This window comes from Flavobacterium sp. P21, assembly GCF_050632225.1.
Classification (GTDB): Bacteria; Bacteroidota; Bacteroidia; order Flavobacteriales; family Flavobacteriaceae; genus Flavobacterium.
Window position 1 is genome coordinate 953,983 of record NZ_CP192585.1, and the last position, 26,044, is coordinate 980,026.

The 26,044-nt window shown below is 34.1% G+C and carries 18 protein-coding genes and 9 pseudogenes; 6 read left to right on the forward strand and 21 right to left on the reverse strand.

Features of this window, described 5'->3' with window-relative positions; genetic code table 11:
• Positions 1–68: 68 nt before the first annotated feature.
• From ACQ9BO_RS04675 to ACQ9BO_RS04685, 3 genes and pseudogenes are all read right to left on the reverse strand, one after another.
• Complete coding sequence (locus ACQ9BO_RS04675; RefSeq protein ID WP_431243824.1) at positions 69–512, reverse strand: DUF502 domain-containing protein; 444 nt, start codon at positions 510–512, stop codon at positions 69–71.
• Positions 513–650: 138 nt separating this feature from the next.
• Entirely contained in the window at positions 651–1,589 is a 939-nt protein-coding gene (locus ACQ9BO_RS04680; RefSeq protein ID WP_431243825.1) for a mevalonate kinase family protein, read from the reverse strand.
• A 93-nt stretch (positions 1,590–1,682) separates the two neighbouring features.
• A pseudogene (locus ACQ9BO_RS04685) lies at positions 1,683–2,764 on the reverse strand (diphosphomevalonate/mevalonate 3,5-bisphosphate decarboxylase family protein).
• A gap of 152 nt (positions 2,765–2,916) precedes the next feature.
• Between ACQ9BO_RS04685 and ACQ9BO_RS04690 the strand changes: the two are divergent.
• Positions 2,917–3,392, forward strand: a pseudogene (locus ACQ9BO_RS04690) (TspO/MBR family protein).
• Positions 3,393–3,550: 158 nt separating this feature from the next.
• Positions 3,551–4,429: a tetratricopeptide repeat protein gene (locus ACQ9BO_RS04695; protein WP_431243826.1), complete on the forward strand. Its 879-nt coding sequence runs from the start codon at positions 3,551–3,553 to the stop codon at positions 4,427–4,429.
• On the opposite strand, the gene ACQ9BO_RS04700 is transcribed toward ACQ9BO_RS04695, so the two are convergent.
• The 18 genes and pseudogenes from ACQ9BO_RS04700 to ACQ9BO_RS04785 all read right to left on the reverse strand — a co-directional run bounded on the left by ACQ9BO_RS04700 (position 4,413) and on the right by ACQ9BO_RS04785 (position 22,852).
• A complete protein-coding gene (locus tag ACQ9BO_RS04700; protein WP_431243827.1) occupies positions 4,413–4,841 on the reverse strand; it encodes a hypothetical protein in 429 nt (142 codons plus the stop codon). The two genes, ACQ9BO_RS04695 and ACQ9BO_RS04700, sit on opposite strands and share 17 nt — an antisense overlap.
• 16 nt (positions 4,842–4,857) lie before the next feature.
• The gene (locus tag ACQ9BO_RS04705) at positions 4,858–5,118 is read right to left on the reverse strand and encodes a hypothetical protein (protein WP_431243828.1); all 261 of its coding nucleotides are present in this window, start codon (positions 5,116–5,118) and stop codon (positions 4,858–4,860) included.
• Positions 5,119–5,124: 6 nt separating this feature from the next.
• Positions 5,125–5,637, reverse strand: a complete 513-nt coding sequence (locus tag ACQ9BO_RS04710; RefSeq protein ID WP_431243829.1) for a hypothetical protein — start codon at positions 5,635–5,637, stop codon at positions 5,125–5,127.
• On the reverse strand, positions 5,634–5,873 hold the full coding sequence (locus tag ACQ9BO_RS04715) for a hypothetical protein (protein ID WP_431243830.1): 240 nt from the start codon (positions 5,871–5,873) through the stop codon (positions 5,634–5,636). The genes ACQ9BO_RS04710 and ACQ9BO_RS04715 overlap by 4 nt, the downstream gene beginning before the upstream one ends.
• Before the next feature lie 30 nt (positions 5,874–5,903).
• Entirely contained in the window at positions 5,904–6,356 is a 453-nt protein-coding gene (locus ACQ9BO_RS04720; RefSeq protein ID WP_431243831.1) for a hypothetical protein, read from the reverse strand.
• Positions 6,357–6,358: 2 nt separating this feature from the next.
• Positions 6,359–6,598, reverse strand: a complete 240-nt coding sequence (locus tag ACQ9BO_RS04725; protein ID WP_431243832.1) for a hypothetical protein — start codon at positions 6,596–6,598, stop codon at positions 6,359–6,361.
• A gap of 81 nt (positions 6,599–6,679) precedes the next feature.
• Positions 6,680–7,348, reverse strand: a complete 669-nt coding sequence (locus ACQ9BO_RS04730; protein WP_431243833.1) for an MBL fold metallo-hydrolase — start codon at positions 7,346–7,348, stop codon at positions 6,680–6,682.
• 61 nt (positions 7,349–7,409) lie between these two features.
• The gene (locus tag ACQ9BO_RS04735) at positions 7,410–7,982 is read right to left on the reverse strand and encodes a Crp/Fnr family transcriptional regulator (RefSeq protein ID WP_431243834.1); all 573 of its coding nucleotides are present in this window, start codon (positions 7,980–7,982) and stop codon (positions 7,410–7,412) included.
• A 3-nt stretch (positions 7,983–7,985) separates the two neighbouring features.
• Positions 7,986–8,633, reverse strand: a complete 648-nt coding sequence (locus tag ACQ9BO_RS04740; protein ID WP_431243835.1) for an HAD family hydrolase — start codon at positions 8,631–8,633, stop codon at positions 7,986–7,988.
• A gap of 75 nt (positions 8,634–8,708) precedes the next feature.
• A pseudogene (locus tag ACQ9BO_RS04745) lies at positions 8,709–9,849 on the reverse strand (NAD(P)/FAD-dependent oxidoreductase); the annotation flags it as partial.
• Between the two features lie 209 nt (positions 9,850–10,058).
• The gene (locus ACQ9BO_RS04750) at positions 10,059–10,736 is read right to left on the reverse strand and encodes a glycerophosphodiester phosphodiesterase (RefSeq protein ID WP_431243836.1); all 678 of its coding nucleotides are present in this window, start codon (positions 10,734–10,736) and stop codon (positions 10,059–10,061) included.
• Between the two features lie 206 nt (positions 10,737–10,942).
• Positions 10,943–12,603, reverse strand: a pseudogene (locus ACQ9BO_RS04755) (alpha-amylase family glycosyl hydrolase).
• Positions 12,604–12,810: 207 nt separating this feature from the next.
• Positions 12,811–14,673 carry a glycoside hydrolase family 13 protein gene (locus ACQ9BO_RS04760; protein WP_431243837.1) on the reverse strand — a complete coding sequence of 621 codons (1,863 nt, stop codon included), beginning with the start codon at positions 14,671–14,673 and terminating at the stop codon, positions 12,811–12,813.
• Positions 14,674–14,835: 162 nt separating this feature from the next.
• Positions 14,836–16,952 (reverse strand): annotated as a pseudogene (locus tag ACQ9BO_RS04765) (glycoside hydrolase family 97 protein).
• A gap of 28 nt (positions 16,953–16,980) precedes the next feature.
• A pseudogene (locus ACQ9BO_RS04770) lies at positions 16,981–19,286 on the reverse strand (glycoside hydrolase family 65 protein).
• A gap of 194 nt (positions 19,287–19,480) precedes the next feature.
• Positions 19,481–20,137, reverse strand: a complete 657-nt coding sequence (gene pgmB, locus ACQ9BO_RS04775; RefSeq protein ID WP_431243838.1) for a beta-phosphoglucomutase — start codon at positions 20,135–20,137, stop codon at positions 19,481–19,483.
• A pseudogene (locus tag ACQ9BO_RS04780) lies at positions 20,130–21,649 on the reverse strand (MFS transporter). The gene pgmB and the pseudogene ACQ9BO_RS04780 overlap by 8 nt, the downstream one beginning before the upstream one ends.
• A gap of 172 nt (positions 21,650–21,821) precedes the next feature.
• Positions 21,822–22,852, reverse strand: a pseudogene (locus tag ACQ9BO_RS04785) (LacI family DNA-binding transcriptional regulator).
• A gap of 235 nt (positions 22,853–23,087) precedes the next feature.
• On the opposite strand from ACQ9BO_RS04785, the gene ACQ9BO_RS04790 reads away from it, so the two are divergent.
• The 4 genes and pseudogenes from ACQ9BO_RS04790 to ACQ9BO_RS04805 all read left to right on the forward strand — a co-directional run bounded on the left by ACQ9BO_RS04790 (position 23,088) and on the right by ACQ9BO_RS04805 (position 26,030).
• Positions 23,088–23,456 (forward strand): carboxypeptidase-like regulatory domain-containing protein, encoded by a 369-nt coding sequence (locus ACQ9BO_RS04790; protein WP_431243839.1) that lies wholly within the window; start codon positions 23,088–23,090, stop codon positions 23,454–23,456.
• A 38-nt stretch (positions 23,457–23,494) separates the two neighbouring features.
• A pseudogene (locus tag ACQ9BO_RS04795) lies at positions 23,495–23,719 on the forward strand (TonB-dependent receptor plug domain-containing protein); the annotation flags it as partial.
• Entirely contained in the window at positions 23,717–23,953 is a 237-nt protein-coding gene (locus ACQ9BO_RS04800) for a hypothetical protein (protein WP_431245070.1), read from the forward strand. The pseudogene ACQ9BO_RS04795 and the gene ACQ9BO_RS04800, both read left to right, overlap by 3 nt.
• The gene (locus ACQ9BO_RS04805) at positions 23,940–26,030 is read left to right on the forward strand and encodes a SusC/RagA family TonB-linked outer membrane protein (protein ID WP_431245071.1); all 2,091 of its coding nucleotides are present in this window, start codon (positions 23,940–23,942) and stop codon (positions 26,028–26,030) included. The genes ACQ9BO_RS04800 and ACQ9BO_RS04805 overlap by 14 nt, the downstream gene beginning before the upstream one ends.
• Positions 26,031–26,044: the final 14 nt, after the last annotated feature.

Sequence of the window (26,044 nt, forward strand, 5' to 3'; positions counted from 1 at the left end):
TTTTTAACAATTCTTTAGAACCGTAACCTAATTTTCGAATACAGGCCAAAGCTTGTTTTTGGGTAATATCAATATCCTGAATGTCTTTTTTCTACAAAAACTACTGATCCGCTCCAAGGATTTGGTGCATCTGGAATAAAGACTGTAAATTTATCTTCACTGATTTGCTCAATCAAAAAAGCAAATTGCAATCCGGCATCTGTAGGAACTAGAATTACTTTTAAGTCATCTTTAGATTCAATTCCCAGAATGTTTTCATTCATGTTTTTCATAAACGAATAACCAGGAACAAAACTCAAAATGCCGTCTTCTAATTTTTCTACCAGCTTTTTTGCATTGGCGGTTTTGGCTATTAAGCCTGCCACCAAACAAATAAGAATTATAAGTAATATTCCAATAAATTCCTGAAGTGCAAGTCCTAAAACACTAATTCTTGGCAAGTTGTTTACCAGTGGAAGTGTTGTTTTTTGAATAATGCCGTATCCTTTTTCTAAAACAATTATCAGAACCACCAAAGGCACTAAAAAATAAGTCCTCCTAAAAAAGTTGCTTTGATAATCTTTAAAATACTTTTCATAGGCAATAATTTTTTAGGATTAAATGTTAGAAAATGGTATTCAATAAATTACAATATTTTAAGAGGTTAAAACTTAAAACTGATAAACTACTTCTAATTTGTAGTCTTTCAAAGATGCTTTGGCACGTTCTAAATCTTCAGTAAAACCAAGAATATAACCGCCTCCGCCAGAGCCACAAAGTTTTAGGTAATAATCGTTTGTGTCGATTCCGTGTTGCCAAATTCCGTGAAATTGCTCAGGAATCATTGGTTTGAAATTATTCAACACAACTTTAGAAAGTTTTTTAGTATTGCCAATCAAAGACTTCATGTCGCCATGCAGGAAGTTGTCAATACAAATATCTGTGTATTTTACAAACTGGTTTTTAAGCATTGCGCGGAAACCTTTGTCTTTTAAGCTTTCCATAAAAATACTGATCATAGGAGCAGTTTCGCCAACAATTCCAGAATCTAATAAAAATACAGCGCCTTTTCCGTCAACAGTTTGAGTCGGAATACCAGTTGTCTGAATATTGTCTTTAGAATTAATTAAAATCGGAATGCTCAAATAGCTGTTCAACGGATCTAAACCAGAACTTTTTCCGTGGAAAAAGCTCTCCATTTGAGAGAATATATTTTTTAACTGAAGTAGTTTTTCGCGTGTAAGATTCTCTAAAACCGTAATTTTGTTAGCCGCATATTTATCATAAATCGCCGCTACAAGTGCACCGTCGCTTCCAACGCCGTATCCTTGAGGTATACTAGAATCGAAATACATTCCGGTTTCGACATCGTTTTTAAGATTTTCTAAATCAAAAGTAACCAATTCTGGCTGTTGTGTTTGTAGAACTTCAAGATAGGAAGCAAAACTTCTTAAACTTTTATTTGATGCAATAGCTTCGTCTGAAGGCTCTTCAGACTTTTTTAAAGCGCCATTGTAAAAGTTATAAGGAATAGCCAGTCCTTTTGAATCGCGGATAATTCCGTACTCTCCAAAAAGTAATATTTTTGAATAAAATAATGGTCCTTTCATGATTTATTATATGTCTTTCTTGATTTTATTTGGGGCTTAAATAATTTCAATTCTAATTTTTCAATCTCAAATTTTAATTAAAGATACGCAAAATTATAATGCAATTGCGCCTTCTCCAATTTTGTCGCAAATGTACTGACGATTCTGACAAAATACAACTAATTCGTCCTGAATAAATTGTAATACTTTTTCGCTAACGTTTTCGGGATAAAGCACATGAACATTTGCGCCGGCATCTAACGTAAAACAAACAGGAATATTCGTTTCAGCTCTAAATTTCCAAATCGCATTAATGATTTGAAGCGTATTTGGTTTCATTAAAATAAAATACGGCATCGAAGTCATCATCATAGCGTGCAAAGTCAAAGCTTCGCTTTCTACAACTTTAATGAATTCGTCTAAATTTCCGTTTTCAAAAATGGCGATTAATTTATCCAAGTTTTCGTGCGCTTGCGCAAAACGTCTTTCTGCATAAGGATGATTGTGCATTAAATCGTGTCCAACTGTACTTGAAACTTGTTTTTCGCCTTTATCAACTAATAAAATGGTGTCTTGATAATTCTTGAAATTCTCGTGAATTGCATACGGATATTCCACTCCAAATAAATCCGAACTTCCTTCAATATTGGCTTGATTTCCCCAAACAACCACATTTCCTTTTACGCTTCGGCAGGCGCTTCCTGAACCTAGACGAGCCAAAAATGAAGCTTTTTGATAGAAATATTCATCCGTCATTTTTGGATTTAGCAGTTTTTCCAAACTCATAAAATTCATTGCTAGAGCCGCCATTCCGGAAGCCGAAGATGCAATTCCAGAACTATGTGGAAACGTATTTTGAGTATCAATTGTAAAATGATAATCTTTTAAAAATGGCAGATAAACTTCAACTCTTTCCAAAAACTTCTGAATTTTTGGTTTGAAATCTTCTTTTGGTTTTCCTTCAAAAAGCAAATCAAAAGAAAAAGCATTTTGGTTTGGTCTTTTTTCGAAACCTAATTTCGTAATCGTTTTGCAATTATTCAAAGTAAAACTAACCGAAGGATTTGCCGGAATCTGATTGTCTTTTTTCCCCAGTATTTCACTAATGCAATATTGCTGGGAGCGCTCCATTCAAAGTTTCCGTTTTCGACTGTTGAAGTATATGTATTTGGAATAAAATCGGTCGCTGTAAACATGAATTATAAAATTTTGGCAAAGATAGTTTTTAAATTTTTTCACCATATACGTTATATGAGAAATTATAAGCAGGCTTTACTAAAATGAACTTATATAACATATATGGTTTAAACTTTTCTTTTGACTATTTTTGACTACAAAATTTGATAAAATGAACAAGATCGTAAAAATAGTTGTTGCTTTAATCGTATGTTTATCAGTTGGCTATTCGGCGGGAGTGGTTACAAAACCAAGTATTGAAACATGGTATGTAACGCTTGAAAAACCAGTTTTTAATCCGCCAAATTGGATTTTTATGCCCGTGTGGACATTACTTTATATTTTAATGGCTGTAGCGGCGGCATTAGTTTGGGATAGAATAAAAGAAAATACTGAGGAAGTTAAAAAAGCATTGCTTTTTTCATCATTCAATTGATTTTAAATTCAATTTGGTCGTATTTATTCTTCGGATTAAAAAATCCGATGTTGGCTTTAATCGAAATTATTCTATTATGGTTAATGATTTATGAAACGTATTTGAAGTTCATTAAAATCAATAAAATATCAGGTTATTTATTGATTCCGTATTTGGCTTGGGTTGCTTTTGCAACGGTTTTAAATGCTAGTATTTGGTGGCTGAATAAGTAGTTTCAGGTTTCAGGTTTCAGGTTTTCTTTGTTTCAGGTTTAATCAATGCGTTTACTTTATGAATAGATTTAAGTTTTTTCTAGTTGTTTTGGTTTTTATCTCATTTAAAGGTTTTGCTTGTTTGAATGGCGATACCAAGATTCTTAAAAACGGAGCTTATGCATATCAAGATTATGATGGAATTAATCCTAAAGGACATTTTTTTCGATGGAGATTTTCCAAGATTAATCGTTGAGCTTGACAGTTTATATAAAAAGACAAGAGATTTAGATTATTTATCTGATAAAGGATATGTCTTAATCATTCAAGGAAAATATGATGAAGCATTAAAATTATATTTAGAGATTGAAAAAATTAAGCCCAACAGATATTCTACTGCATCTAATTTGGGAACACTTTACGAATTAATGGGTGAAAACCAAAAAGCCTATAACTGGATTAAAAAGTCCATTGCCATTAATCCCAAATCTCATGAAGGATCAGAATGGCTTCATTTGAAAATATTAGAAGCTAAAATCAAGAATTTAAATTCTGTTTCAGGACAGTTTTTAATAAATACAAATTTTGGAACTTCACGTGAACCTAAAACAAAATTGTCTAAAAAACAAATTGAGGAATTGGCACAATCGATTTATTTCCAAGTAAATGAGCGAATGTCATTTATAAAGCCAAAAGATAAAATCATTTCAATTCTGCTTTTTGAACTTGGCAATCTTGCAACATTGTTGGGAGAAAATAATAGTGCGATTGATACTTATAGAACTGCGAGAGAATATGGTTTTGATAGCGATTTAATTGTTGAAAGAATGATTAATAGCGCCCAAGGTGAAGTTGACAATTATCGTGATAAGGCATGGAGTTTTGGTTCTCAGTTAAGAACTTTAAGAGAAAATAATAAATCGATTGATTTAAATTATGTTTATCGAATAGAAACAAGTTTAATAATCTTTTTAATAATTACTGTTATATTATTGGTTGCTTGTATTGTCTTTTTTATAAAATGGAAGAAATTAAAAAATACTATTTCAGCGTCTTAAATTCTTTATTTTTAGTATAAAGAAAATCCATAATCGCTAAAACATTTGGGTTTTCCAGGAGCGTTTTCGATTTTGAATCTGAGTCGCAAAAATCAATAAAAAGCTCTTTTTCTTCGGGTTTTAGTTTTAGATCTTTGATGAAAAAATCGGGTGGGCAATAAGCCAATATTAGTTTCTTAAATCGATCATCATTAAGTTCAATTGTTTTCTTCGGCTTACCTTTTAAAGGAAATGAAACTCGAAGAGCTTCTCTAATTGTATTATCACTAACTCCTGTATTCCAGGATAAATCTTTGACATTTTTACTAATTAATACATCTGCAACGGCATCAGCATCAATCTTAACTTTATCAAATTCAACCTTAGTTATAACAACTTCCTTCAATTCTTCAGGTTTCAGAATTTTATTCACGATGAGATTATTTTGATTAATGTTTTCCTGAGAAATTTTCAACCTTGAAAAAAAGAATCTTTATAGAAAAAAGAAGACTGTCATGTGCTTTTACCAAAATTGAAAATTCTCCCAATTCATTTGTTTTAGTACTGATTTTAGAGGTCTTATTAATTACTTCCACTTTGTTAAGTGGTCTATTCTCTGAAAGAACTTTTCCGTTTAATAATTTTTCGGTTTGAGAAATACTGAGCTGATAAGTAAAGAAGGAAATTGTGGTAAGTAATTGTACTTTCATTAAACTTTAGTTTTTAATTTCAGATTTCAGCTTCTTAAACGCATCATTTTTGGCATATAAAAATTCCATTGTTGCCAGAATATTTGGATTTCCTAAAAGCATATTCGATTTTGGATCGGCATCACAAAATTGAAGAAAGAGCTCTTTTTCCTCAGAATTCAGTTTTAATTCTTTGACAAAAAAATCTTCGGGACACGTTGTTGCAATCAATTTTCTAAAATCCATTTTTGGAGTTTCTTTTTTAGGCTCTTCGTCTTTTTTTAGTAGGTTATAAATTTGTTTGCCCAAGTAAATGAAGTCTATATCTAATGGGCTTCCCTTTACTTCATTAAAACCTTCAATTTTTAATCCAGGTCTTGATTTATGATCGTTTAGTTTTATTTGTTTTATATCTTCTTTGGTCAAGAAAATATCTTTTGCTGTTACATTTGAAATAATTACTTCATTTAATTCTTCTGCTTTCGGAATCATCTTTATCAGAAGATTATTGATTTCAATTTCTTTATTGGTGATTTTCAATCGTGTAAATAGGTAATCTTTCGCAAAAAAATCAAACTGTCTTGCGCTTTTGCCAGAATCGAAAATTCTCCCAAAGCATTTGTTGTCGTGCTGGTTTTAGCCGTTCTATTAATTACTTCTACTTTATTGAGTGGAATATTATTTGAAGTAACTTTTCCTTGAAGTAATTTTTCAGTTTGCGAAATAGAAATTTGGTAGGTAAAAAAAGAAATTGTGGTAAGTAATTTTACTTTCATTTAATGGTTTTTAGTTTTTGCTTTCAGCATTTAATTTTTGAAACTCTTTGTTTTTAGTGTGCAAAAAATCCATGGTGTAAAGTAAATTTTTTGCCGCACAAGAATTTTAGCCTTGGGATCGGCGTCGCAAAATTGTAGAAACAGTTCTTTTTCTTCCGGTTTTAGTTTTAAATCATTTGTAAAGAAATCCAGTGGAACTGTTGCTTCAGCAAGTTTTTTAAAATCTAATTCTTTGAATTTTTCTTCCGTTTTTTTATGTTTTTTTCGAAATAGACTGAAAATAGCCATTAGATCGGCTCCATTTGCAATCGTTCCATCGTAAATTCCTGTAGATAGTGGTGGTTTAGGTACGATAATTGAATTTTCATCAGCGGGACCAACTTTCGGAAATGTTATTTTAGTAACAACCACTTCATCAAGTTCTTCAGGCTTCAAAACCATATTGACAATAAGGTAGTTTTGATCAATAGTTTCTTGCCACACTTTTAATCTTTTGAAATAATAATCTCTAGAGAAAAAAGCAAACTGTCTTTTGGCCGAACCAAAATAGAGAATTCTCCGAGTTCGTTTGTACGTGTACTCGTTTTGGCCGTTTTATTGATTACTTCGACTTTATTAAGCGGAATATTTTGGGAAAGAACTTTTCCGTTTAATATTTTTTCGGTTTGAGAAATGCTGAGTTGATAAGTGAAAATAGAAATTGTGGTAAGTAATTTTACTCTCATACAGGATTAATTAGTTGAGAGTAAAATTATTAGAATAGTCTTAACGAAAACTTACAGAATCTGTAAATTCTTGTTAATAATCTATTTTGTAGTTTGAACAAATTTTTCCAGTTCTCCATTATTCATCAAAACAGGTCCGTGACCAAAACAGAGTATTTTTGGTTTTAGAAGCGCTAGTTTTTGAATGGATTTTCTGTTTGTTTCTTTATCAGCGGTAAATAAATGGGGAGGTTCATATAAGCCAACTTTTGTAGTTAGAAGATTCATATTGGTCATCACATCCCCAACAATCAAAACGCCGTCTTTCTCTCTGAAAAATGATATGTGACCTCTAGAATGTCCAGGTGTTTCGATAACTATAAATCCACCAATTTGATCACCTTCTTTTAAGGTTTTAGCAACTGAATGTCCTTTTCCTGCCCAGAAGTTTTTCTGAAATTTTGAAAAAATATGATTCGGATTTGGGTATTCTGTAAATACATTACCGCTTTCAGCAAACTCTTTTTCAGCTTCACTACATAAAAGTGGAATATTTAGGGTTTCACAGATTGTTTTACTACTCCCTTGATGGTCTGCATGAGCATGTGTTAAGACATGTTTGTTTATAATTTTGTCTTTCAGAGCTTTTAAAATTGTATTGGCAGAGCTTCGAATTCCAGCATCAATTAAAACATCTTCAATCAAATAACAATTAATAGCATTTCTTGGAAATAAGGGAATTTGGTAAACGTCTTTGGCAATATTCTTCATCTTTTTCAAATTTTATTTTGGCAAAGATTTGAATTCCGTTTTTCAACTCACTTGATAAATGTTAAGAAATATCCTGACGAATTCTGCTCAGCGATTCTGCCGTAATTCCGAGAAAGGAAGCGATATAAATTAAAGGAGTTCGTTGAATTATTTTGGCTGGAGCCGATGCCAAAAATGTCTGGTATTTTTCTTTGGCTGGAATCATTTGTAGTTTTAAAACGCGATCGGCCATACAGAGGTAATTCTGTTCAGCAAGAATTCTCCCGACACGTTCCCAATTCGGAATTTCATTATATAAAAACTGCATTTTTTCGAAAGTGATAGAAAGCACTTCGCAATCTTCAATACATTGAATACTTTCAAAAGAAACCGATTGATTGATAAAACTAGAATACGAGGCAATAAAACCTTCATCACAACTTAAATAAGTGGTAATTTCTTTTCCGTCTTTTAAATAATAAACCCGTGCCAGACCTTCAACAATAAAAAAGATTTTATTGCTGGTTTTTCCCATTTCAGAAAGGAATTCTTTAGCTTTAAAACGTTCATATTCAAAACAAGAATCAATCATTTCGATTTCATTTTCAGAAAACGAAGCGATTGATTGTATTTGTTTTTGTAATTCAGCATTCACGATTTACAATATTTCAATTAATTCCGAAGCATTATTAATAACCACTTTTGCGCCACTAGATTTCAATTCATCTTCGGTTCTGTATCCCCAAGTTACGCCAACTGGAAACATATTAGCGTTTAAAGCCGTTTTCATATCAATATCAGAATCCCCAACAAACAGGATTTCTTCTGGTTTTAAATTCCATTTTTTACTGATTTCAATCGCCTCAAACGGATTTGGTTTTTTAAGTTCTTCTTTGTTCAAACCAACTGCTGTATCAAATTGTTTTGGAAATAATTCCGTTGCTATTTTCTTAGTCAGTTCATCAGCTTTGTTGGAAAAAACAGCCATTTTAATATTTTGTGCAGTCAGTTTTTCTAACAATTCTACAATTCCTTCATAAGGTTTTGTTTTCAGCGTACAGATTTTAGTATATTCATCTACCATACATTCAAAACAACTTTCGATTTCATCATCAGAATTGTTTGTGGCTGGCAACGCTTTGCTTACCAAATTTCTTAAACCACTTCCGATAAAATATTGGTAAGTATCGTAATCATGTGTTGGGTAACTTAGAGCAGTAAGCACTTTATTCATTGCATCTGAAATGTCGTGTAATGAGTTGACCAAAGTTCCGTCTAAATCAAAAATAATTCCTTTGAATTTCATTTTATATTAAATATTTTGAGCCAGAATAAAGCCGCTTGTCCAGGCATTCTGAAAATTAAATCCGCCAGTAATAGCGTCTATGTTTACAATTTCGCCAGCAAAATAAAGGTTGTCGTGAATTTTGCTTTCCATGGTTTTGAAGTTGATTTCCTTTAAATCGATTCCGCCAGCGGTTACAAATTCTTCTTTAAAAGTACTTTTTCCGTTGACTTTAAATTCGGCTTTTGTGAGTTGCGAAGTTAGATTCTGTAATTGGTTTTTAGATAAATCTGCCCATTTCGTTTCAGAATCAATTCCCGAAGCCAAAACTAAACTTTCCCATAAACGATTCGGAAAGTCAAAAGGAGATTTTTTAGAAACTGCTTTTTTAGCGTGTTCCTGTTTTAAATCTTTCAGGATTTTTTCGGCATCTTCATGATCAACATCATTTAACCAATTGACAAAAATGGTAAACTGATAATTTTTATCATGCAGAATACGTGCGCCCCAAGCCGAAAGTTTTAGAATTGCCGGACCGCTCATTCCCCAATGTGTAATTAACAAAGGTCCTGTTGATTCTAGTTTGGTGTCTTTTACATTTACGGTAACTTGTGCGAGCAACGCCGGGTAATTCTTTTATTCTCGAATCTTTGATGTTGAAAGTAAATAGGGAAGGAACAGGGCTTATAACAGCATGTCCGTGTTCCTGAAGCATTTCCCAAATTTTAGGATTGCTTCCTGTTGCCATTACTAATTTTTCGGCAAGATAATTATCTGTTTGCGTATCAATTTTCCAATGATTTTCTTTTTTAAAGATCGATTGTACACTTTGCCCTGTCAAGACTTTTATGCCTAATTTTTCGGTTGCTTTTAAGAAACAGTCAATAATGGTTTGTGATGAATTGGAAACGGGAAACATTCTTCCGTCTTCTTCGATTTTTAATTCTACGCCGTGTTTTTCAAACCATTCGATTGTATCTCCAGAGCAAAATTGATGAAATGGTCCACGAAGTTCTTTTTCTCCACGAGGATAAAATTTTACTAATTCGTTAGGTTCAAAACAAGCGTGTGTAACGTTGCATCGTCCGCCTCCGGAAACGCGGACTTTAGAAAGCACTTCTTTTCCTCTTTCTAAAATGGCGATTTTCAGTTTTGGATTTTTCTCTGCAATATTAATTGCGGTAAAAAAACCTGCGGCGCCTCCGCCAACGATTATGATGTCGAAATTTTTGATCATATATTTTTTAGGTTGCCACTAAGATGTTTTGCCACGAATTACACGAATTGGCACTAATTTTTTTCTGCCACAGATTAAAATGATTAGCACAGATTTTTTTAATTAGAATTTACAAATCTAGACATAAATTAATTCGTGAAAATTTGTGTAATTAGTGGCAAAAGAAAAATCCTTTTAATCAGTGTAATCTGTGGCTAAAATTTTAAACTTTATATTTTTTCTGGATTATCAGAGATAATTCCGTTTACTTTATAACTTTTTACTTTTTGAATGTCTTCTTCGGAGTTTACTGTCCAAGGTAAAACTAGAAAACCTTTTTTCTGCATTTCGCTTACATTTTCTTTATTCAATAACTGAAAATCGGGATGAATAGCTTTTGCTTTAATTTTTTCGGCGAAAGCCAAAGCAGTATCAACATTTTCTTCTGTTAAAACACCAATTGGGATATTCGGATTTAGGTTTGATGTTTCTTCCAGCATATTCCAATCGAAACTTGAAATAATAAAATGCTCGTATTTCCAGTCCTTTTCTGAAATATATTTCTCGATTAATGCAACAACTTTAGGAGCAGTTCCAAAACCTTTTAATTCGATATTAATCAGACATTTTTTATCAACCAAATCAAAAACTTCATTCAGCGTTGGGATTTGGTATTTTCCCTCAATTAAAAATGATTTTAATTCTGCTAAAGAAAAAGTATTTACTTCTCCTTTTCCATTAGTGGTTCTATCGATGGTTTCATCGTGAATTACAATTATATGTTCATCTGAACTCAAATGAACATCGAGTTCGATTCCGTCTGAATGTAGGTCTAGGGCTTTTTGAAAAGCTTGTAAGGTGTTTTCAGGTTCGTAAGCTTTTGCACCTCTGTGAGCTATTTTTAGCATTTTGCAGTGTTTTTTTCTAACCGCAAAGGTCGCAAAGTTTTACACAAAGGTCGCAAGGATTGTCAAAAAAGTTGGCCACAGATTATTAGGATTAAAAGGATTTTAAACCCTGTGGTAAATTATGTCTCTCGCAGATTTTGCAGATACGGCAGATTGCTTTTAAATTATCTGCTCAATCTCCTAAATCTGCGAGAGAAAAAATATTTTTAAATCTCTTCTAATAAAACAATATCAAAATCATTGTCGATAATGACTTTTCCATCAATCACTTCAACTTCTTGATTTGAATAAGTGTCTTTAAGTTTTGTTCCGTTTGGGAAGACGTCGCCAACAGGAAGTTCTTTTCTGCCTTTTGGTAAATCTAATCCCATAACTACTTTATCTGTAAAAGTGCCTTGCATAAACGTTCTAGAAAAAGTATAAGGATACGGATTAATCAGTTTATGAACGCCAGCGCCAACAGCAGGATGATTTCGTCTAAACTGACCCAGTTTCTGCCAATGTAAAAGTTTTTTCTGCGTTTCAGGATTGTTCTGAATATCGTCCCAATTCATATTTGAACGCAAAGTGGCATCGCCCTGAGTCCCTTCAATAACTAAAGATCTAGCCGATTCGTCTCCATAATAAACCTGAGACATTCCTGGAGAAAGTAATAGTTTATTAGCTGTTTCAATGCTTTTGGTTCTATTCGCATCGAAAGGTTGGCCGTCGTCGTGAGAAGACATATAGTTGAGGACAGAATATCCTTTTAAGTCATTATTTAAATGATTCGAATATTTCGAAAATAAACCTTCATAATCGTTTTGTCCAGCATTCCATTTGAATTCAAAATTGATCATGCTGTTGAAGCCATTCTGAAAATAATTTACTTTTCGGTCTCCAAAATCATAATCCTGACCACCGCTGATTCCGTAACCATAAACTTCGGCAATCGTGTAAAAAGGATTTTGATCTAAAACCTGTAAAGGATGATGTTTTTTCCAAGTTTCAAAAGCGTATTCACATTCTTTTTTAAAGTCTGCCCAGACACCTTCTTCGGTATGTTTTACAGTGTCAGCGCGATAACCGTCAATTCCGAATTCCAATATATAATCGGTAAGCCATTTTATGATGTAATATTTTGGCGTTTTTGGATAATTTGTTCTTTTGAAAAATTCATCAAGCGAAGCCATTTCTTTTTCATAACGGCCTTCTTTTTTCCATTTTTCAATTAAAAATGGAGGCAATTCTACTTCCTGAACGCTTTCAGTTCGAACATCTGGAAGATTGTCAACCAAAGTACACATGGTCGTATTTTCGAACGATTTGTAATCGCAGACAACACCAGTTCTCACCCAATCTGAAGGCCAAACAGGATCTTCTGGAGTTACTGGTCCGGTGTGATTGATTACGCCGTCAAGAATAATTCTAATGCCTTTTTCGTGTGCTTTTTTAACCAGTTTTGCTAAATCTTCTTTTGTTCCAAAGTTTGGATCTAAAGCAGTCCAGTCTTTTGCCCAATAACCGTGAAAGCCATAAGTAAGTCCGGTTCCTTCATCAACGCCATCGTGAATTTGCTCGACAATCGGCGTAAGCCAAATCGCATTTATTCCTAGTTTTTCAAAATATCCTGATTCAATTTTTTTGTGATTCCGATGATGTCACCGCCTTCAAATCCGCGGAGTTTTCCGGGCGTTTTGGTTCGGTTGAAATTGACGTCGTTGGAAGTGTCTCCGTTGTAAAAACGATCTGTAAGTAAAAAATAAACATTTGCCCCTTCCCAAACGAAAGGTGTTTTCGAAGTAGTATTCATTGTAACTGATTTTGAGCCAGAACAACTCATTGTTAAGTATACTAAAGATAAAAAAAGGAAAGTGTATTTTTTCATTATTTAGAAATTTTTTGGGTGAAAAAAATAGCCACAGATTAAAAGGATTAAAAAGGATTTTTTCTTTTTGCCACAAATTTCACAAATTTCCACAAATGCATTATGTTGTATGGATTCGTGGAAATTTGTGCAATTCGTGGCGAATAAAATCTGTGTTAATCTGTGTAATCCGTGGCTAAAAACCTTTGCGAATTTTGCGGTTAAGCTTTATTCCAATTCTAAAACCAAAGCTGATTTTGGTTCTAAAGTAATTTCAGAAGCTAAATCGAATGTTTTTCCTGTGATAACATCTTTTCCTGATTTAAAGTTTTTGATGTTTTCTTTAAAACGATTTGTTTTTACAACCTGCTCTTTTGCATTGTTATTGAAAATTACCATTACTGTTTTGGCGTCATTGTATCTGAAATAAACGTAAGTATTGTTTTCTGGAATATAATGCGTCATTTTTCCAGTATGAATTACTTCATTTGATTTTCGCCAGTTGAATAATTTTGAAGTAAAATCAAAGAAAGAAGCTTGTTGAGCCGTTCTTCCTTCTTTTGCAAAAGCGTTGTTTTTGTCGCCAGCCCATCCGCCTGGGAAATCTCTTCGGATATCAGCATCGCCTTTTCCTTTATCACCACCCATTCCAATTTCGGTACCGTAATATACTTGCGGGATTCCGCGAATGGTTGCCATTAAAGTCATGACCATTTTGTATTTCGCCAAATCGTATTTGTAGACTTCATTGATACGATTTGTGTCATGATTTTCAGCAAAAACCAAGATATTATTAGTATTTGGATATAAATAATCCATTGCAAAATTGTTGTAGAATTTGATCAATCCACTGTCCCAATTTGGAGTATCTTCATTGAAAACAGAACCAATTTGGTCTTGCAAAGTGAAGTCCATTACACTCGGAAGATTTGAATTGTAGTTTTCTATTGCACCAATTTTGCTGTCTTTTTGCCAATATGCCAAACTCGCTTGATTATGCATCCAGATTTCTCCAACAATATTGAAATTCGGGTATTCATTTGTGATTGATTTTGCCCAATTTGCCATTGCTGTTGGGTCTGAATAATTATACGTATCTACACGGAATCCGTCAAGATTTGCAAATTCAATCCACCAAATAGCATTTTGAGTTAAGTATTTTGCAACAAGAGGATTTCTTAAATTCAAGTCGGGCATTGAAGGCACAAACCAGCCATCAATACAAACTTCTTGATCTGATTTTGAGGCATGCGTATCTGGAATTACCTCACGTCTGTGATTCGTTTGCGTGAAATTTTCGAATTGGTTGAACCAAGTTTTTGTTGGAATATCCTTCATCATCCAGTGCGTAATTCCCCAATGATTGGTCACATAATCCATAACCAGTTTCATGTTCTTTTTGTGCATTTCTGCAGAAAGACGCGCGTAATCGTCATTTGTTCCGTAACGTGGATCGATTTTGTAAACGTCAGATTGTGCATATCCGTGATACGAATGCTGTTTGTCGTTGTCTTCACACAAAGGCGTGCTCCAGATTGTGGTTGCACCAAGAGACGAAATATAATCAAGGTTTTTAATAATTCCTTCGATATCACCGCCATGACGTCCTCCCGGCTCTGCGCGGTTTCCTTTTTCAGTTAAAACAACATCACTGTCGTTTTTCGGATTTCCGTTTGCGAAACGATCCGGCATGATCAAGTAAATCAAATCAGACGAATCGTAGCTTTTTCTGTCGGCAGAATTGGCTCTTCTTTCTTTCAACGCATATTTTTGAGTGAAAGCCACTTTGTTTTTCAGTTTAAATGAAAAAGTCAGTTCAGAAGCTTTGACCTCTTTTGTGTCGATTGTTACGAAAAGATAATTCGGGTTTTCTGTTTTCTCAACATTTTTTATTGTCACATTATTCGAAACCGAAGCTTCGTATTGTGAAATGTTTTTTCCGTAGAACATAATCTGAAGTTCCGGATTTTTCATTCCTGAATACCAAAATGGCGGTTCTACTTTTTGGATTTGCGCTTTCGCGGAAGCGGAAAATAGCAAAGCCAATACGATTAATTTATTGAAAAAGTGGTTTATTTTTAAGTTGTTCATAGTTTTTCTTTTTAGTTCGATTTCCTGCAAGGCTTTCAAAATCTTGTAGGTCTGAAATGAGTAAAGTTAATACCTACAAGGTTTTGAAAACCTTGCAGGACAACTAAATCAGATTAAAAAAAGACAAGCAATTCTGGGGAAATTACTTGTCTTTTTAGGGTGTTATTTGTTTTCAATAATGCTTATTGCATATCCTCCGCCTGGAGCAGAAAACTGAGATAATTTTGATTTGTTTGTTACAGCAATTTTCTTGATTGTATAAGCTTGCGGATTCGTTTTGTAATGTGCATCTTTTGCATCAGCGTAAATTGTTGCTGTGTATTTTTTACCTTTTTCAAGGAAACTGAAATCGATGTTTGATGTACGCGGAGTTTCTCCGTTTACATTTCCAACGAACCAATTGTTTGTTCCTTTTGCTTTACGAGCAACTGTGATAAAATCTCCTGGTTCAGCCTCAATATATTTACTTTCTGACCAATCTACAGCCACATCTTTAATAAATTGGAAAGCATCTGGGAAACGGTTGTAGTTTTCTGGAGTATCAGCGACCATTTGCAATGGGCTGTACATAGTAACGTATAATGCTAATTGGTTACAGATTGTACTGTTTACATGCGATTTGTTGTCTGGATTCATTTTGCTGATATCCATTTCGAAGATTCCCGGAGTGTAATCCATTGGACCACCAATTAAACGTGTAAATGGTAAAACAGTTACGTGATTTGGTTTAGAACCACCAAACGCCTGGTATTCTGTTCCTCTTGCCGCTTCGTTTCCAATTAAGTTAGGATACGTTCTAGCAATTCCTGTTGGACGAACCGCTTCGTGAGCGTTTACCATAATTTTATAATCAGCCGCTTTTTCGATAGCATATTGATAGTGGTTTACAATCCATTGGCTGTAGTGGTTTTCACCTCTTGGTAAAATGTCACCTACGTAACCGCTTTTTACAGCATCGTATCCGTTGTCTTTCATGAATTTGTAAGTCGCATCCATATGACGCTCGTAGTTGCGAACAGATCCTGAAGTTTCGTGGTGCATAATGATTTTTACACCTTTTGATTTAGCATATTCATGAAGACCTTTTACATCAAAATCTGGGTAAGGAGTCAAGAAATCAAAAACATAATCTTTTGAGTGACCAAACCAGTCTTCCCAACCTTCGTTCCATCCTTCAACTAAAACTGCGTCGAAACCATTTGCGGCAGACGAAATCAATGTATTTTTTTACGTTAGCATTGTTTGCTCCATGCGTTCCGTTTGGTTTTGCTTTTGAGAAATCAGAAACGCCTAATTGAACTGTTGGGAAATCATTTGTATATGACCAAGAACTTTTTCCTGTAATCATTTCCCACCAAACACCAACATATTTTACTGGTTTAATCCAAGAAGTATCATCAATTTTTGATGGATCGTTTAAGTTGTAAGTCATTTTTGAAGCCAAGATATCTCTAGCATCATCACTTACCATAATCGTTCTCCAAGGCGAATGATTTGGTGCCTGCATATGCCCTTTATCTCCCTTTGCATCTGGCGTTAACCAAGATTCGAAAACCAAGTTTTTATCGTCTAAATTCAAATGCATACAAGAATAGTCAATCAAAGCGACTTCGTGTAAGTTAATGTAGATTCCGTCAGCAGTTTTTAACATCAAAGAAGTTTGAACTCCCGTTGGTGAAAACGATTTTTGAGAAACGTTTGCTGTATATGCTTTTTGAGATAAACCTCTAATTTCAGATAATTTAGATTTTGTGTAATCGTATTCCTGAGTGTCATAATCTCCTGGAATCCAGAAAGCAGTGTGATCTCCAGTCATGGCAAATTGTGATCTTTCTTCTTTGATTACAAAATAAGTAAGATTCTTTTGCGTTGGGAATTCATATCTAAATCCAAGACCGTCTTCGAACAAACGGAAACGGATAATGATTTGTCTGTCAGTTCCTTTTTGGTTTAAAGTTACAGCCAATTCATTATAATGATTTCTGATGTGATCTACTTCTCCCCAAACTGGTTTCCAAGTTTCATCAAAAGTCGAAGTTTTAGTATCAATAACCGTAAAGTCATTCAATAAAGATTTTTTATCATCTTTAAGTTCAAGACCTAATTTGCTGGTTTTTACAACTTCTTTGTTTTTGTATTTTAAATTGTACGTTGGAGTTCCGTCGTTTTGAAGAGAAAATTCCATTACGAACTTTCCTTCGGGTGATTTTAACTGCTTGCGCTTTTGCAACGGTGCTGAACGCAAACAAAATTAAACTTGCGAAAAATAAGTTTTTCATGTTTTTTAGATTTTTAGTGTATTGTAATTTAATTTATTTGTACAAATTTACTTGCAATTACAGGATTTCCATTTACGATAATTGTTAAATCTTGATCGCCGTCTACAGTAAAAGTTGTTTCGTTATGATTTACAGCTACTTTTAAAATTTGGTTTCTGAAATTGATTTTAAACGAATATCCGTTCCATTCTTTTGGAATTTTTGGAGAGAAATGTAATTGGTCATTTTTCACGCGCATTCCGCCAAAACCTTCCACAATACTCATCCAAGTTCCGGCCATTGACGTGATATGACAACCTTCTTCCACTTCTTTATTATAATCGTCCAAATCCAAACGAGAAGTTCTTAAATAAAATGTATAAGCCATGTCCATTTTGTCTAAAGTCATGCAACCTGAATCGAGTGAACGCAAGGTGAAAGCGAACTTTCGTGAACCGTAAATGATTCATAGAATTCGAAATTGCGTTTCAATTCTTCTTTTGAAAAATGATCTTCGAAGAAATAAAAACCTTGTAAAACGTCAGCCTGTTTGATGTATGGCGAACGCAACACACGATCCCAAGACCATTTTTGGTTGATTGGTCGCTGTGATTTATCTAAATCTTTTACAGGAACTAATTCTTTATCTAAGAAGCCATCTTGCTGTAAGTAGATTCCAAGTTCTTCAGAAACTGGGAAATACATATCATCAGCTACTTTTTTCCATTCCTGAATTTCATCCGCCGAAAGGCTTACTTTTTCTAGAATTCTTTTATGATCTGCAGGATATTCTGAAGCGACTTTTTCGATTTGTTCTGCGGCAAAATCAATACACCATTTTGCAATATAATTGGTGTAGAAATTATTGTTGATGTTGTTTTCGTATTCGTTTGGTCCTGTAACGCCAAGAATTACATATTGGTTTTTATCTTTTGAGAAAGAAGCTCTTTGATGCCAAAAACGTGCAATTCCGATTAAAACTTCTAAACCTTTTTCTGGAATATAAGAGTAATCGCCCGTATAACGGTTGTAGTTGTAAATCGCAAAAGCAATCGCACCATTTCTGTGGATTTCTTCGTGTGTGATTTCCCATTCGTTGTGGCATTCTTCACCATTCATGGTTACCATTGGATATAGAGCCGCACCGTTTTTGAAACCTAAATTATCTTTAGCATTTTCAATTGCTTTGTCTAATTGATTGTAGCGATATGTCAATAAGTTTCTCGCAACCTGCTGGTCTTTTGTCGCCATGTAAAACGGAATACAATATGCCTCAGTATCCCAATAAGTAGATCCCCCGTATTTTTCTCCGGTGAAACCTTTTGGACCAATATTCAAACGAGAATCTTTTCCAGAATACGTTTGGTTCAATTGGAAAATGTTGAAACGAATTCCTTGTTGTGCTTTTACATCGCCTTCGATTGTAATATCTGACATTTCCCAAACTTTTGCCCAAGCATCAATTTGGTTTTGAAGCAAGGCATCATATCCTAAAGCAACAGCAGATTTGATTACTTTTTCGGCTCCAGCCAAAGTATTTTCGTGATTTAAAGAAACTGTATAACCTCCAATTTTTTGGATAGATGAGGTTTGTCCTTTTGCAATAATAGTTCCGTAAGTGTACTGAACTTTATCGATTGTTGAATCGATTGTTGATGGCGAAACATTAATATTTTCTCCGTTTGCCAAAATCGTATTGTGCATGAAAGTCGTAACCTTGAAATGCGTTTTAAAAGTTTGAGCCGTTACAAAAGCTTCGTTTGTGCCTTTTTTAACTTCAAGCGGTTCCCAGAATTTTTCTTCCCAGTTTGCATCTTCGTTGGTAACTCCAGCGTCAACATAAGGTTTGTAAACGATTTTTGCATCTTTATTTAAAGGTGTAATATCGTATTTGATAATTCCCGCTTCGTCTAAATCTAACGAAAGAAAACGACGAACATTTACTGCGATTTCAGTTCCGTTTTTCAAAACAGCTTCAAAAGAACGGTTGTACCATCCTTCTTTCATATTCAATTCTCTGCGGAAGTTTCTAACTTCGGTGCAAGTATTTAAATCAAGATTTTCTTCGTTGATTTCAATATCAATTCCAATCCAGTTTGGAGCGTTAAGTACTTTAGCAAAATACTTTGGATAACCGTTTTTCCACCAGCCCACTTTTGTTTTGTCTGGATAGTAAATCCCAGCGATGTAACTTCCCTGGAAAGTCTCTGCTGAGTATGTTTCTTCAAAATTGGCGCGTTGTCCCATAGCACCGTTTCCGATACTAAAAAGACTTTCAGAAGATTTTACGCGTTCTGCATCAAATCCTTCTTCGATAATTGACCAATTGTCTGGTTTTATATAATCTTGATTCATTTGTTTAATTTGATAATTGGGCAATTAGATAATTAGATAATTAGATAATGTGTCAATTAGATAATTATTTTTCGACTCTTATCCTTATAATTGCTTGGTTGTTCTACGTTTTCATTTTTTAATTAGAAAATGGGTTAATTAGAAAATTAGATAATTGATTTTTCATTGTATTATCTAATTGACACATTGCCGCATTAACCAATTAGTTTCTCAATAAAGCTTGTTTCGATTTGGGTAAAATCTTTAAAAATATAGTCAGCTTCATGTAAAATTGTTTCCTCACCAATTCCCACACTTACCATTTCTCCTATGTTTGTCGCCTGAATTCCGGCAACAGAATCTTCAAATACGATTGAATCTTTTGGATCAATGTTTAATAATTGAGCCGCTTTTAAGAATACTTCAGGGTCTGGTTTTGCATTGGTAACGTCATTTCCGTCAACAATAACATCGAAGTAAGACAGAACGCCTGTTTTTTCTAGAATTGGTCTTGCATTTTTACTGGCTGAGCCTAATGCAATTCCTTGGTTTTTATCTTTTAATAGTTTTAGAATTTTTAAAACCCGTGGAAGAACCTCACTTTCATCCATGTCAACTAAATAAGATAAGTAATCTTCGTTTTTTTGAATCAGCCATTTGTCTTTGTCTTCTTGCGAAGCTTGAACATTTCCTAATCCAAGTATTATATCTAGAGAACGAACTCGGCTAACGCCTTTTAAAAGTTCATTGTCTTCAAGTGTAAAATTTATGTTTAGTGATTTGGCGATTTTCTGCCAAGCTAAAAAGTGATATTTAGCGGTATCAACGATCACTCCGTCTAGATCGAAGATGAATGCTTTTTTATTACTCATGGATTTCAATTTTAGTTTTGCTATTTACTCTAAGTGTCAATAATCCTGCGAAAATCATTGATACGCCTCCAATTATAAGAGCGTAAATAGGTTCGTTATGAAAGAATTGTTTGATTACAAATCCTAATATCGTGGCGACTACGATTTGCGGTATTACGACGAAAAAGTTGAAAACTCCCATGTAATAGCCCATTTTTGCGGCCGGCAAAGCACCAGATAACATAGCATAAGGCATTGATAAAATACTTGCCCATGCAATTCCCACACCGATCATTGGAACAATCAGCATTTGTTTGTCACCAATAAAATAAACAGAAATTAAACCAACGCCTCCAGCACATAATGCCAATAAGTGTGTTGCTCTAACGCCTACTTTTTTTGCAACGATTGGTAACAAGAAAGCTACTGCGTATCGCAATTCCGTTGTAAACGGTAAATAATACAGAAACCCAATCGGCGACTGTCATTGTATACTTTTGAAGTGGTATCTGTTGTGCCGAAAATATGCTGTGTAACCGCTTGAGTTGTGTAAATCCACATCGAGAAAAGCGCGAACCATGAGAAGAATTGAACCCAGGCCAATTTTTGCATTGTTTTTGGCATGTTCAATAAATCGGTCATGATTATGGTAAAGCCGTTTTGGACTTTTTTATTTCGCAATTGCGATGCAATTACAAATAAAACACCCATAAAAATTAGTCCAATGAATAAGATATACAGCTCTTTTGCAAGGCTATTTTCAAAAATTAAAAACGAAATTAATCCGCCAATAGCGACAAATACAAGTCCAAGCGATAATTGCTTCTTAGTGCTTATGCCAGATTCTGCTTCAGAATTAGAGAGATCTTCAGCATCTTTTTTAGAGTTGGCTTCAAAAGCATGAAGTTCTTCAGGAGTATATTCAGTTGTTTTGAAAACCGTCCATAAAACAGAAAGCAGAAAAACAATTCCGCCAATATAAAAAGACCATTTTACGGCATCAGGAATAATTCCTTTCGGAGCGACATTGCTTACATCAAAAACATTTGTAAAAAGATAAGGCAAAACAGAACCAACAACGGCTCCAGTACCAATAAAGAAACTCTGCATTACAAAACCTAAAGCACGTTGTTCGTCTGGTAAATTATCACCAACGAAAGCGCGGAAAGGCTCCATGGAAACATTTATCGAGGCGTCCATTATCCATAAAGTTCCGGCGACAATCCATAAAGTAGGAGAGTTGGGCATAATGAATAATGCAATCGAAGACAATAAAGCTCCAATTAAAAAATAAGGGCGTCGTCTTCCTAAACGAGTCCAGGTTCTGTCGCTGAAATAACCGATAACGGGTTGAATTATTAATCCTGAAACAGGAGCCGCAATCCATAAAATCGGAATTTCATCAATTTTGGCACCAAGAGTTTCAAAAATTCGAGAAGTATTTGCATTTTGCAGTGCAAAACCAAACTGTATTCCCAAGAAACCGAAACTCATGTTCCAAATTTCCCAGAAACTTAATTTACGCTTTTCCATTATCGTAATTTGAAAATTATACGATAAGCGCTTTGCTTATCAAAACTTTGTTTATTTCGAAGTAAAACTAAAAGCCTTGACGGGCGTAAAATTATAAATTATTTTTTTAAATAGCCTAATAAAAAAGCCATAAAAAAAATTATGGCTTTGGAAGGTCTTGATTTTAAGAAAATTAGTCAGTCGATTCTCGTTTAATTAAATGAGTTTCTATGACTTCTGTGGTATAGTTTTCGTTTTCATCTTCATCTTCGTCATGTTCAGCTTCAAGTCTTTCTATAAGCATTTTTGTCGCTTTATTTCCCATTTTTTCACCACTCTGACTAACCGTTGTGATGCTTGGCGTAGAATATTTTGAAATAATTCCGTCAGTGAATGCAATTACGGCTAGATCTTCAGGAACTTTTAATCCCATTTTTGATGCGGTTTTGATAATTGTTACTGCAAAAAGCTCATTTACGGCAAAAACAGCATCAAAAGCTCTGGCGTGCAAAAGCTCAGAAATGGTGATTTCGCAAGTATCAACATCTTCAATTTTGATGATTAGATCTTCATTGAAAGGCAATCCGTTGTCTAATAAAGCTTTTTCGTAACCATCTGTTCTCAGTTTTCCAACACTCACATAATCGACTGTTGTAACTAGTGCAATTTTTTTCGTCCGCTGTCAATCAGGCTTTGAACGGCTTCATATGCGGCAGCTTTATCATCAATAATTACTTTGTCGCAAAGGATATCATTTGTAACACGATCAAACATGACCACTGGCATTCCTTGATTTATGACTTCGGTAATGTGGTGAAAATCGCCTTTGAACTGCGTTTCTTTAGAAAGAGACATGATAAAACCATCGATACTTCCGTTGGCCAACATTTCCATATTCAGAACCTCTTTATCAAAAGAATCGTCTGATAAACAGATTACTACGCTATAGCCGTGTTCATTCGCAACTTGCTCAACTCCATTGATTACAGTGGAGAAAAAGTGGTGCACAATTTCTGGAATGATGATGCCAATACTTTTGGTTTTTCGGTTTTTTAGGCTAAGAGCAATATTGTTGGGCTTATAGTTGTAAAACTTTGCAAAAGCCTGAACTTTTAGACGTGTTTCTTCGCCTATTTCAAGACTGTTTCTAAGTGATTTTGAGACAGTTGAAATAGATACATCTAGTTCCTTTGCAATCTGTTTTAGGGTTATTTTACGTTTCATAGCGTTTTTTGAAAAAAATCTAATTGATAATAAAGATGGTTAATATTTTTAGTATTGGTAATTTTTGACTTAAAAGATTACAAAAAATAGAAAGTTTTCAACACTACCACGTTTTCGTAAACCAATAAAAATTGCCACCGGTTGTTCGTGTTAATAAATTCATAATTTTGAAATTCGAAGTAAAATTAAAAACTTAACTAACAATCACAAACTCAAACTAATTTAAACAAAAAGTATGAAAACAATTTACAAAAAGTTGTTATTTTTATTCCTACTGTCGCCGTTTACTGTGTTAGCTCAAAGCACATTGAATGGAACTGTTGTCGATAAGGCAACTGGGCGACCGATTCCGGGAGTAAATGTAAATGTACAAGGCTCGAAAGCAGGTACTTCTACAGATTTTGATGGGAAATTTCAATTGCCAAATTTAAAAAATGGCGATAAAATTGTCGTATCATTTATTGGATATGTAAGCAGTACTGTTACTTTTTCTGGACAAAAAACAGTAAACGTCATTCTGGAAGAAGATACCAACCAACTTAAAGAGGTTGTTGTACAAGTAGGTTACGGTACTGTTAAGAAAAAGATGCTACAGGAGCTGTAACGGTTTTAGGTGCAAAAGATTTTAATAAAGGACCGGTAACCTCTGCAGATCAAATGATTCAAGGTAGAGTAGCAGGTTTGCAAATTATTAACGGAGGTGGTTCTCCAGGAGCTGATCCAATCGTAAGAATCCGTAGTGGATCTTCTCTTAGTGCAAACAACGACCCATTATATGTAATTGATGGTATTCCTGTTGCAAACGGAGGAGTTGAAGGAGGAAGAAACCCATTGTCTACAATCAACCAAAATGATATTGAGTCAATGACAGTTTTAAAAGATGCTTCGGCAACTGCTATTTACGGTTCACGAGCTTCTAATGGTGTAATTATTATTACAACTAAAAAAGGTAAATCTGGAGATATCAAAGTTAGCTACAATGGAAATTTTCAGGTTTCAGAAGTAACGCAACAAGTTGATGCTTTATCAAGCGGACAATTTAGAGACTTTGTAAATGCTCATGGAAGTGCTTCTCAAATTGCTCGCAATGGGACAAGCTAATACCAACTGGCAAGATGAAATTTACAGAACTGCTATGGGGACAGATCAAAATATCTCTGCAAGTGGTGGATCTGATAACATTGCTTATAGAGCATCTGTAGGATATACAAACTTGAATGGTGTATTATTACGTGATAACTTCGAAAGAACAACTTTAGGAGTTTCGTTAACTGGAGACTTTTTTGATAAACACTTAAAAGTTCAAGTAAACAACAATACATCTGTAATTAACAGTAACTATAGTAATACAGGAGCAGTTGGAGCGGCTGTAGGTTTTGATCCAACTCAGTCTGTAAAAAATGCTGACGGAACTTATTTCCAATGGATGACATCTCCAACAGAGTTTAATCAGTTAGCGGGTAAAAATCCATTGGCATTGATTAACCAACAAAATAATTTAGGTACCTTTAATAGAAGTATTGGAAATATCCAATTGGACTATAAAATGCACTTTTTGCCAGAATTAAAAGCTACGGTTAATTTAGGTTACGATCAAATGAGCGGTAGAGGTTTCGGTGGAACTAATGGAGATTATTTATTTGGACTTAAAGGTTCTGGATACAATAACTCTTATGTAAATATAGAGAAGAGAAATAACAAGTTAATGGACTTGTATTTGAACTATAACAAATTGTTCGAAGATATTAAAACTCAGATCGATGTAACAGGTGGTTATACTTATCAAGATTTTAGAGAAGAAAAAAACAAATCAAACTATAATTTTGAAAATGACGTAAATACTGTAGAGTTATTTACTCCAACACATATTAACTTACAGTCATTCTTTGGTAGAGCTAATTTTACAGTAGCAGATAAGTATTTAGCAACTGTATCTTTAAGACGTGATGGTACTTCTAGATTTACAGAACAATATCGTTGGTCAAATTTCCCAGCAGTTTCTGTTGCATGGAAATTAAATGAGGAGAGTTTCTTGAAAGATGTTGCAAGTATCAACTCTTTAAAATTAAGAGGAGGATGGGGTATCACAGGTCAGCAAAATATCGGAAGTGCTTATCCATCTATTCCATTGTATTTAGCTTCAAATACAGCGACTCAGTATCAAATTGGAAATACGTTCTATACCACTTACAGACCACAACCTTATAACAGCAACCTGAAATGGGAAGAAACAACTACAATTAACGTTGGATTGGATTTTGCTCTTTTCAATAATAGATTTACAGGTACAGCAGATGTTTATGAAAGAACTACAGATGACTTGTTATTGTATACTCAAAATCCTGCTTTCTTCGGATTTTCTAATTATGACAATTACAATGTTGGTAGTCTTAAAAACAAAGGTATTGAGTTATCTGGTGAAGTAGTTGCGGTTCAAAAAGATAATTTAGAATGGAGAATTGGTGGAAATATTACATTCCAGAATTCAAAAATCACAAAATTAACAACAACTCAAGATAATACGCCTGGATTAGAAGCGGGAGACAATATATCAGGAGGAACAGGAAATAAAATTCAGAACAATCAGGTAGGTTATGCTCCAAATTCATTCTATGTATTTGAACAGGCTTATGATGCGGCTGGAAAACCAATTGATGGTGTTTTTATTGACCGTAATAAAGATGGAGTAGTAAATGAAGACGATATGTATCGTTTCCATAAACCAGCGACTGATGTTTTTTATGGATTTTATACAACTTTGAATTACAAAAACTGGGATTTCTCTATGAACTGGAGAGGTTCTTGGGGTAACTATATGTACAATAACGTAGATTCTGGTAATGGTACATATAATAACATCTTAATCAGACAAAATGATTTATCAAATGGTGTTGAAAATCTTTTAGAAACAGGATTCAAACAAGGAAGTAATTTCCAGTTAAAATCTGATTACTATGTGCAGGATGCTTCTTTTGTGAAATTGGATAACGTTACAGTTGGATATACTTTTAAAGAAAAAATCAAAGGTATTTCAATGTTAAAATTAACTGGGTCGGCACAAAATGTTTTGACAATTACGAAATATGAAGGTTTAAATCCTGAGATTTCTAATGGTATTGATAATAATATCTACCCAAGACCAATTACTTTCATGTTAGGACTAAACGCTAACTTCTAATTCAAATAACAAGA

Coding starts and splice junctions, on each gene's coding strand:
- ACQ9BO_RS04680 (WP_431243825.1), bottom strand. CDS start 1,589: ATGAAAGGACCATTATTTTATTCAAAAATATTACTTTTTGGAGAGTAC.
- ACQ9BO_RS04730 (WP_431243833.1), bottom strand. CDS start 7,348: ATGAAGAATATTGCCAAAGACGTTTACCAAATTCCCTTATTTCCAAGA.
- ACQ9BO_RS04760 (WP_431243837.1), bottom strand. CDS start 14,673: ATGAACAACTTAAAAATAAACCACTTTTTCAATAAATTAATCGTATTG.
- ACQ9BO_RS04705 (WP_431243828.1), bottom strand. CDS start 5,118: ATGAAAGTACAATTACTTACCACAATTTCCTTCTTTACTTATCAGCTC.
- ACQ9BO_RS04725 (WP_431243832.1), bottom strand. CDS start 6,598: ATGAGAGTAAAATTACTTACCACAATTTCTATTTTCACTTATCAACTC.
- ACQ9BO_RS04750 (WP_431243836.1), bottom strand. CDS start 10,736: ATGCTAAAAATAGCTCACAGAGGTGCAAAAGCTTACGAACCTGAAAAC.
- ACQ9BO_RS04790 (WP_431243839.1), top strand. CDS start 23,088: ATGAAAACAATTTACAAAAAGTTGTTATTTTTATTCCTACTGTCGCCG.
- ACQ9BO_RS04695 (WP_431243826.1), top strand. CDS start 3,551: ATGCATATCAAGATTATGATGGAATTAATCCTAAAGGACATTTTTTTC.
- ACQ9BO_RS04805 (WP_431245071.1), top strand. CDS start 23,940: ATGGGACAAGCTAATACCAACTGGCAAGATGAAATTTACAGAACTGCT.
- pgmB (WP_431243838.1), bottom strand. CDS start 20,137: ATGAGTAATAAAAAAGCATTCATCTTCGATCTAGACGGAGTGATCGTT.
- ACQ9BO_RS04740 (WP_431243835.1), bottom strand. CDS start 8,633: ATGAAATTCAAAGGAATTATTTTTGATTTAGACGGAACTTTGGTCAAC.
- ACQ9BO_RS04800 (WP_431245070.1), top strand. CDS start 23,717: ATGACAGTTTTAAAAGATGCTTCGGCAACTGCTATTTACGGTTCACGA.
- ACQ9BO_RS04715 (WP_431243830.1), bottom strand. CDS start 5,873: ATGAAAGTAAAATTACTTACCACAATTTCTTTTTTTACCTACCAAATT.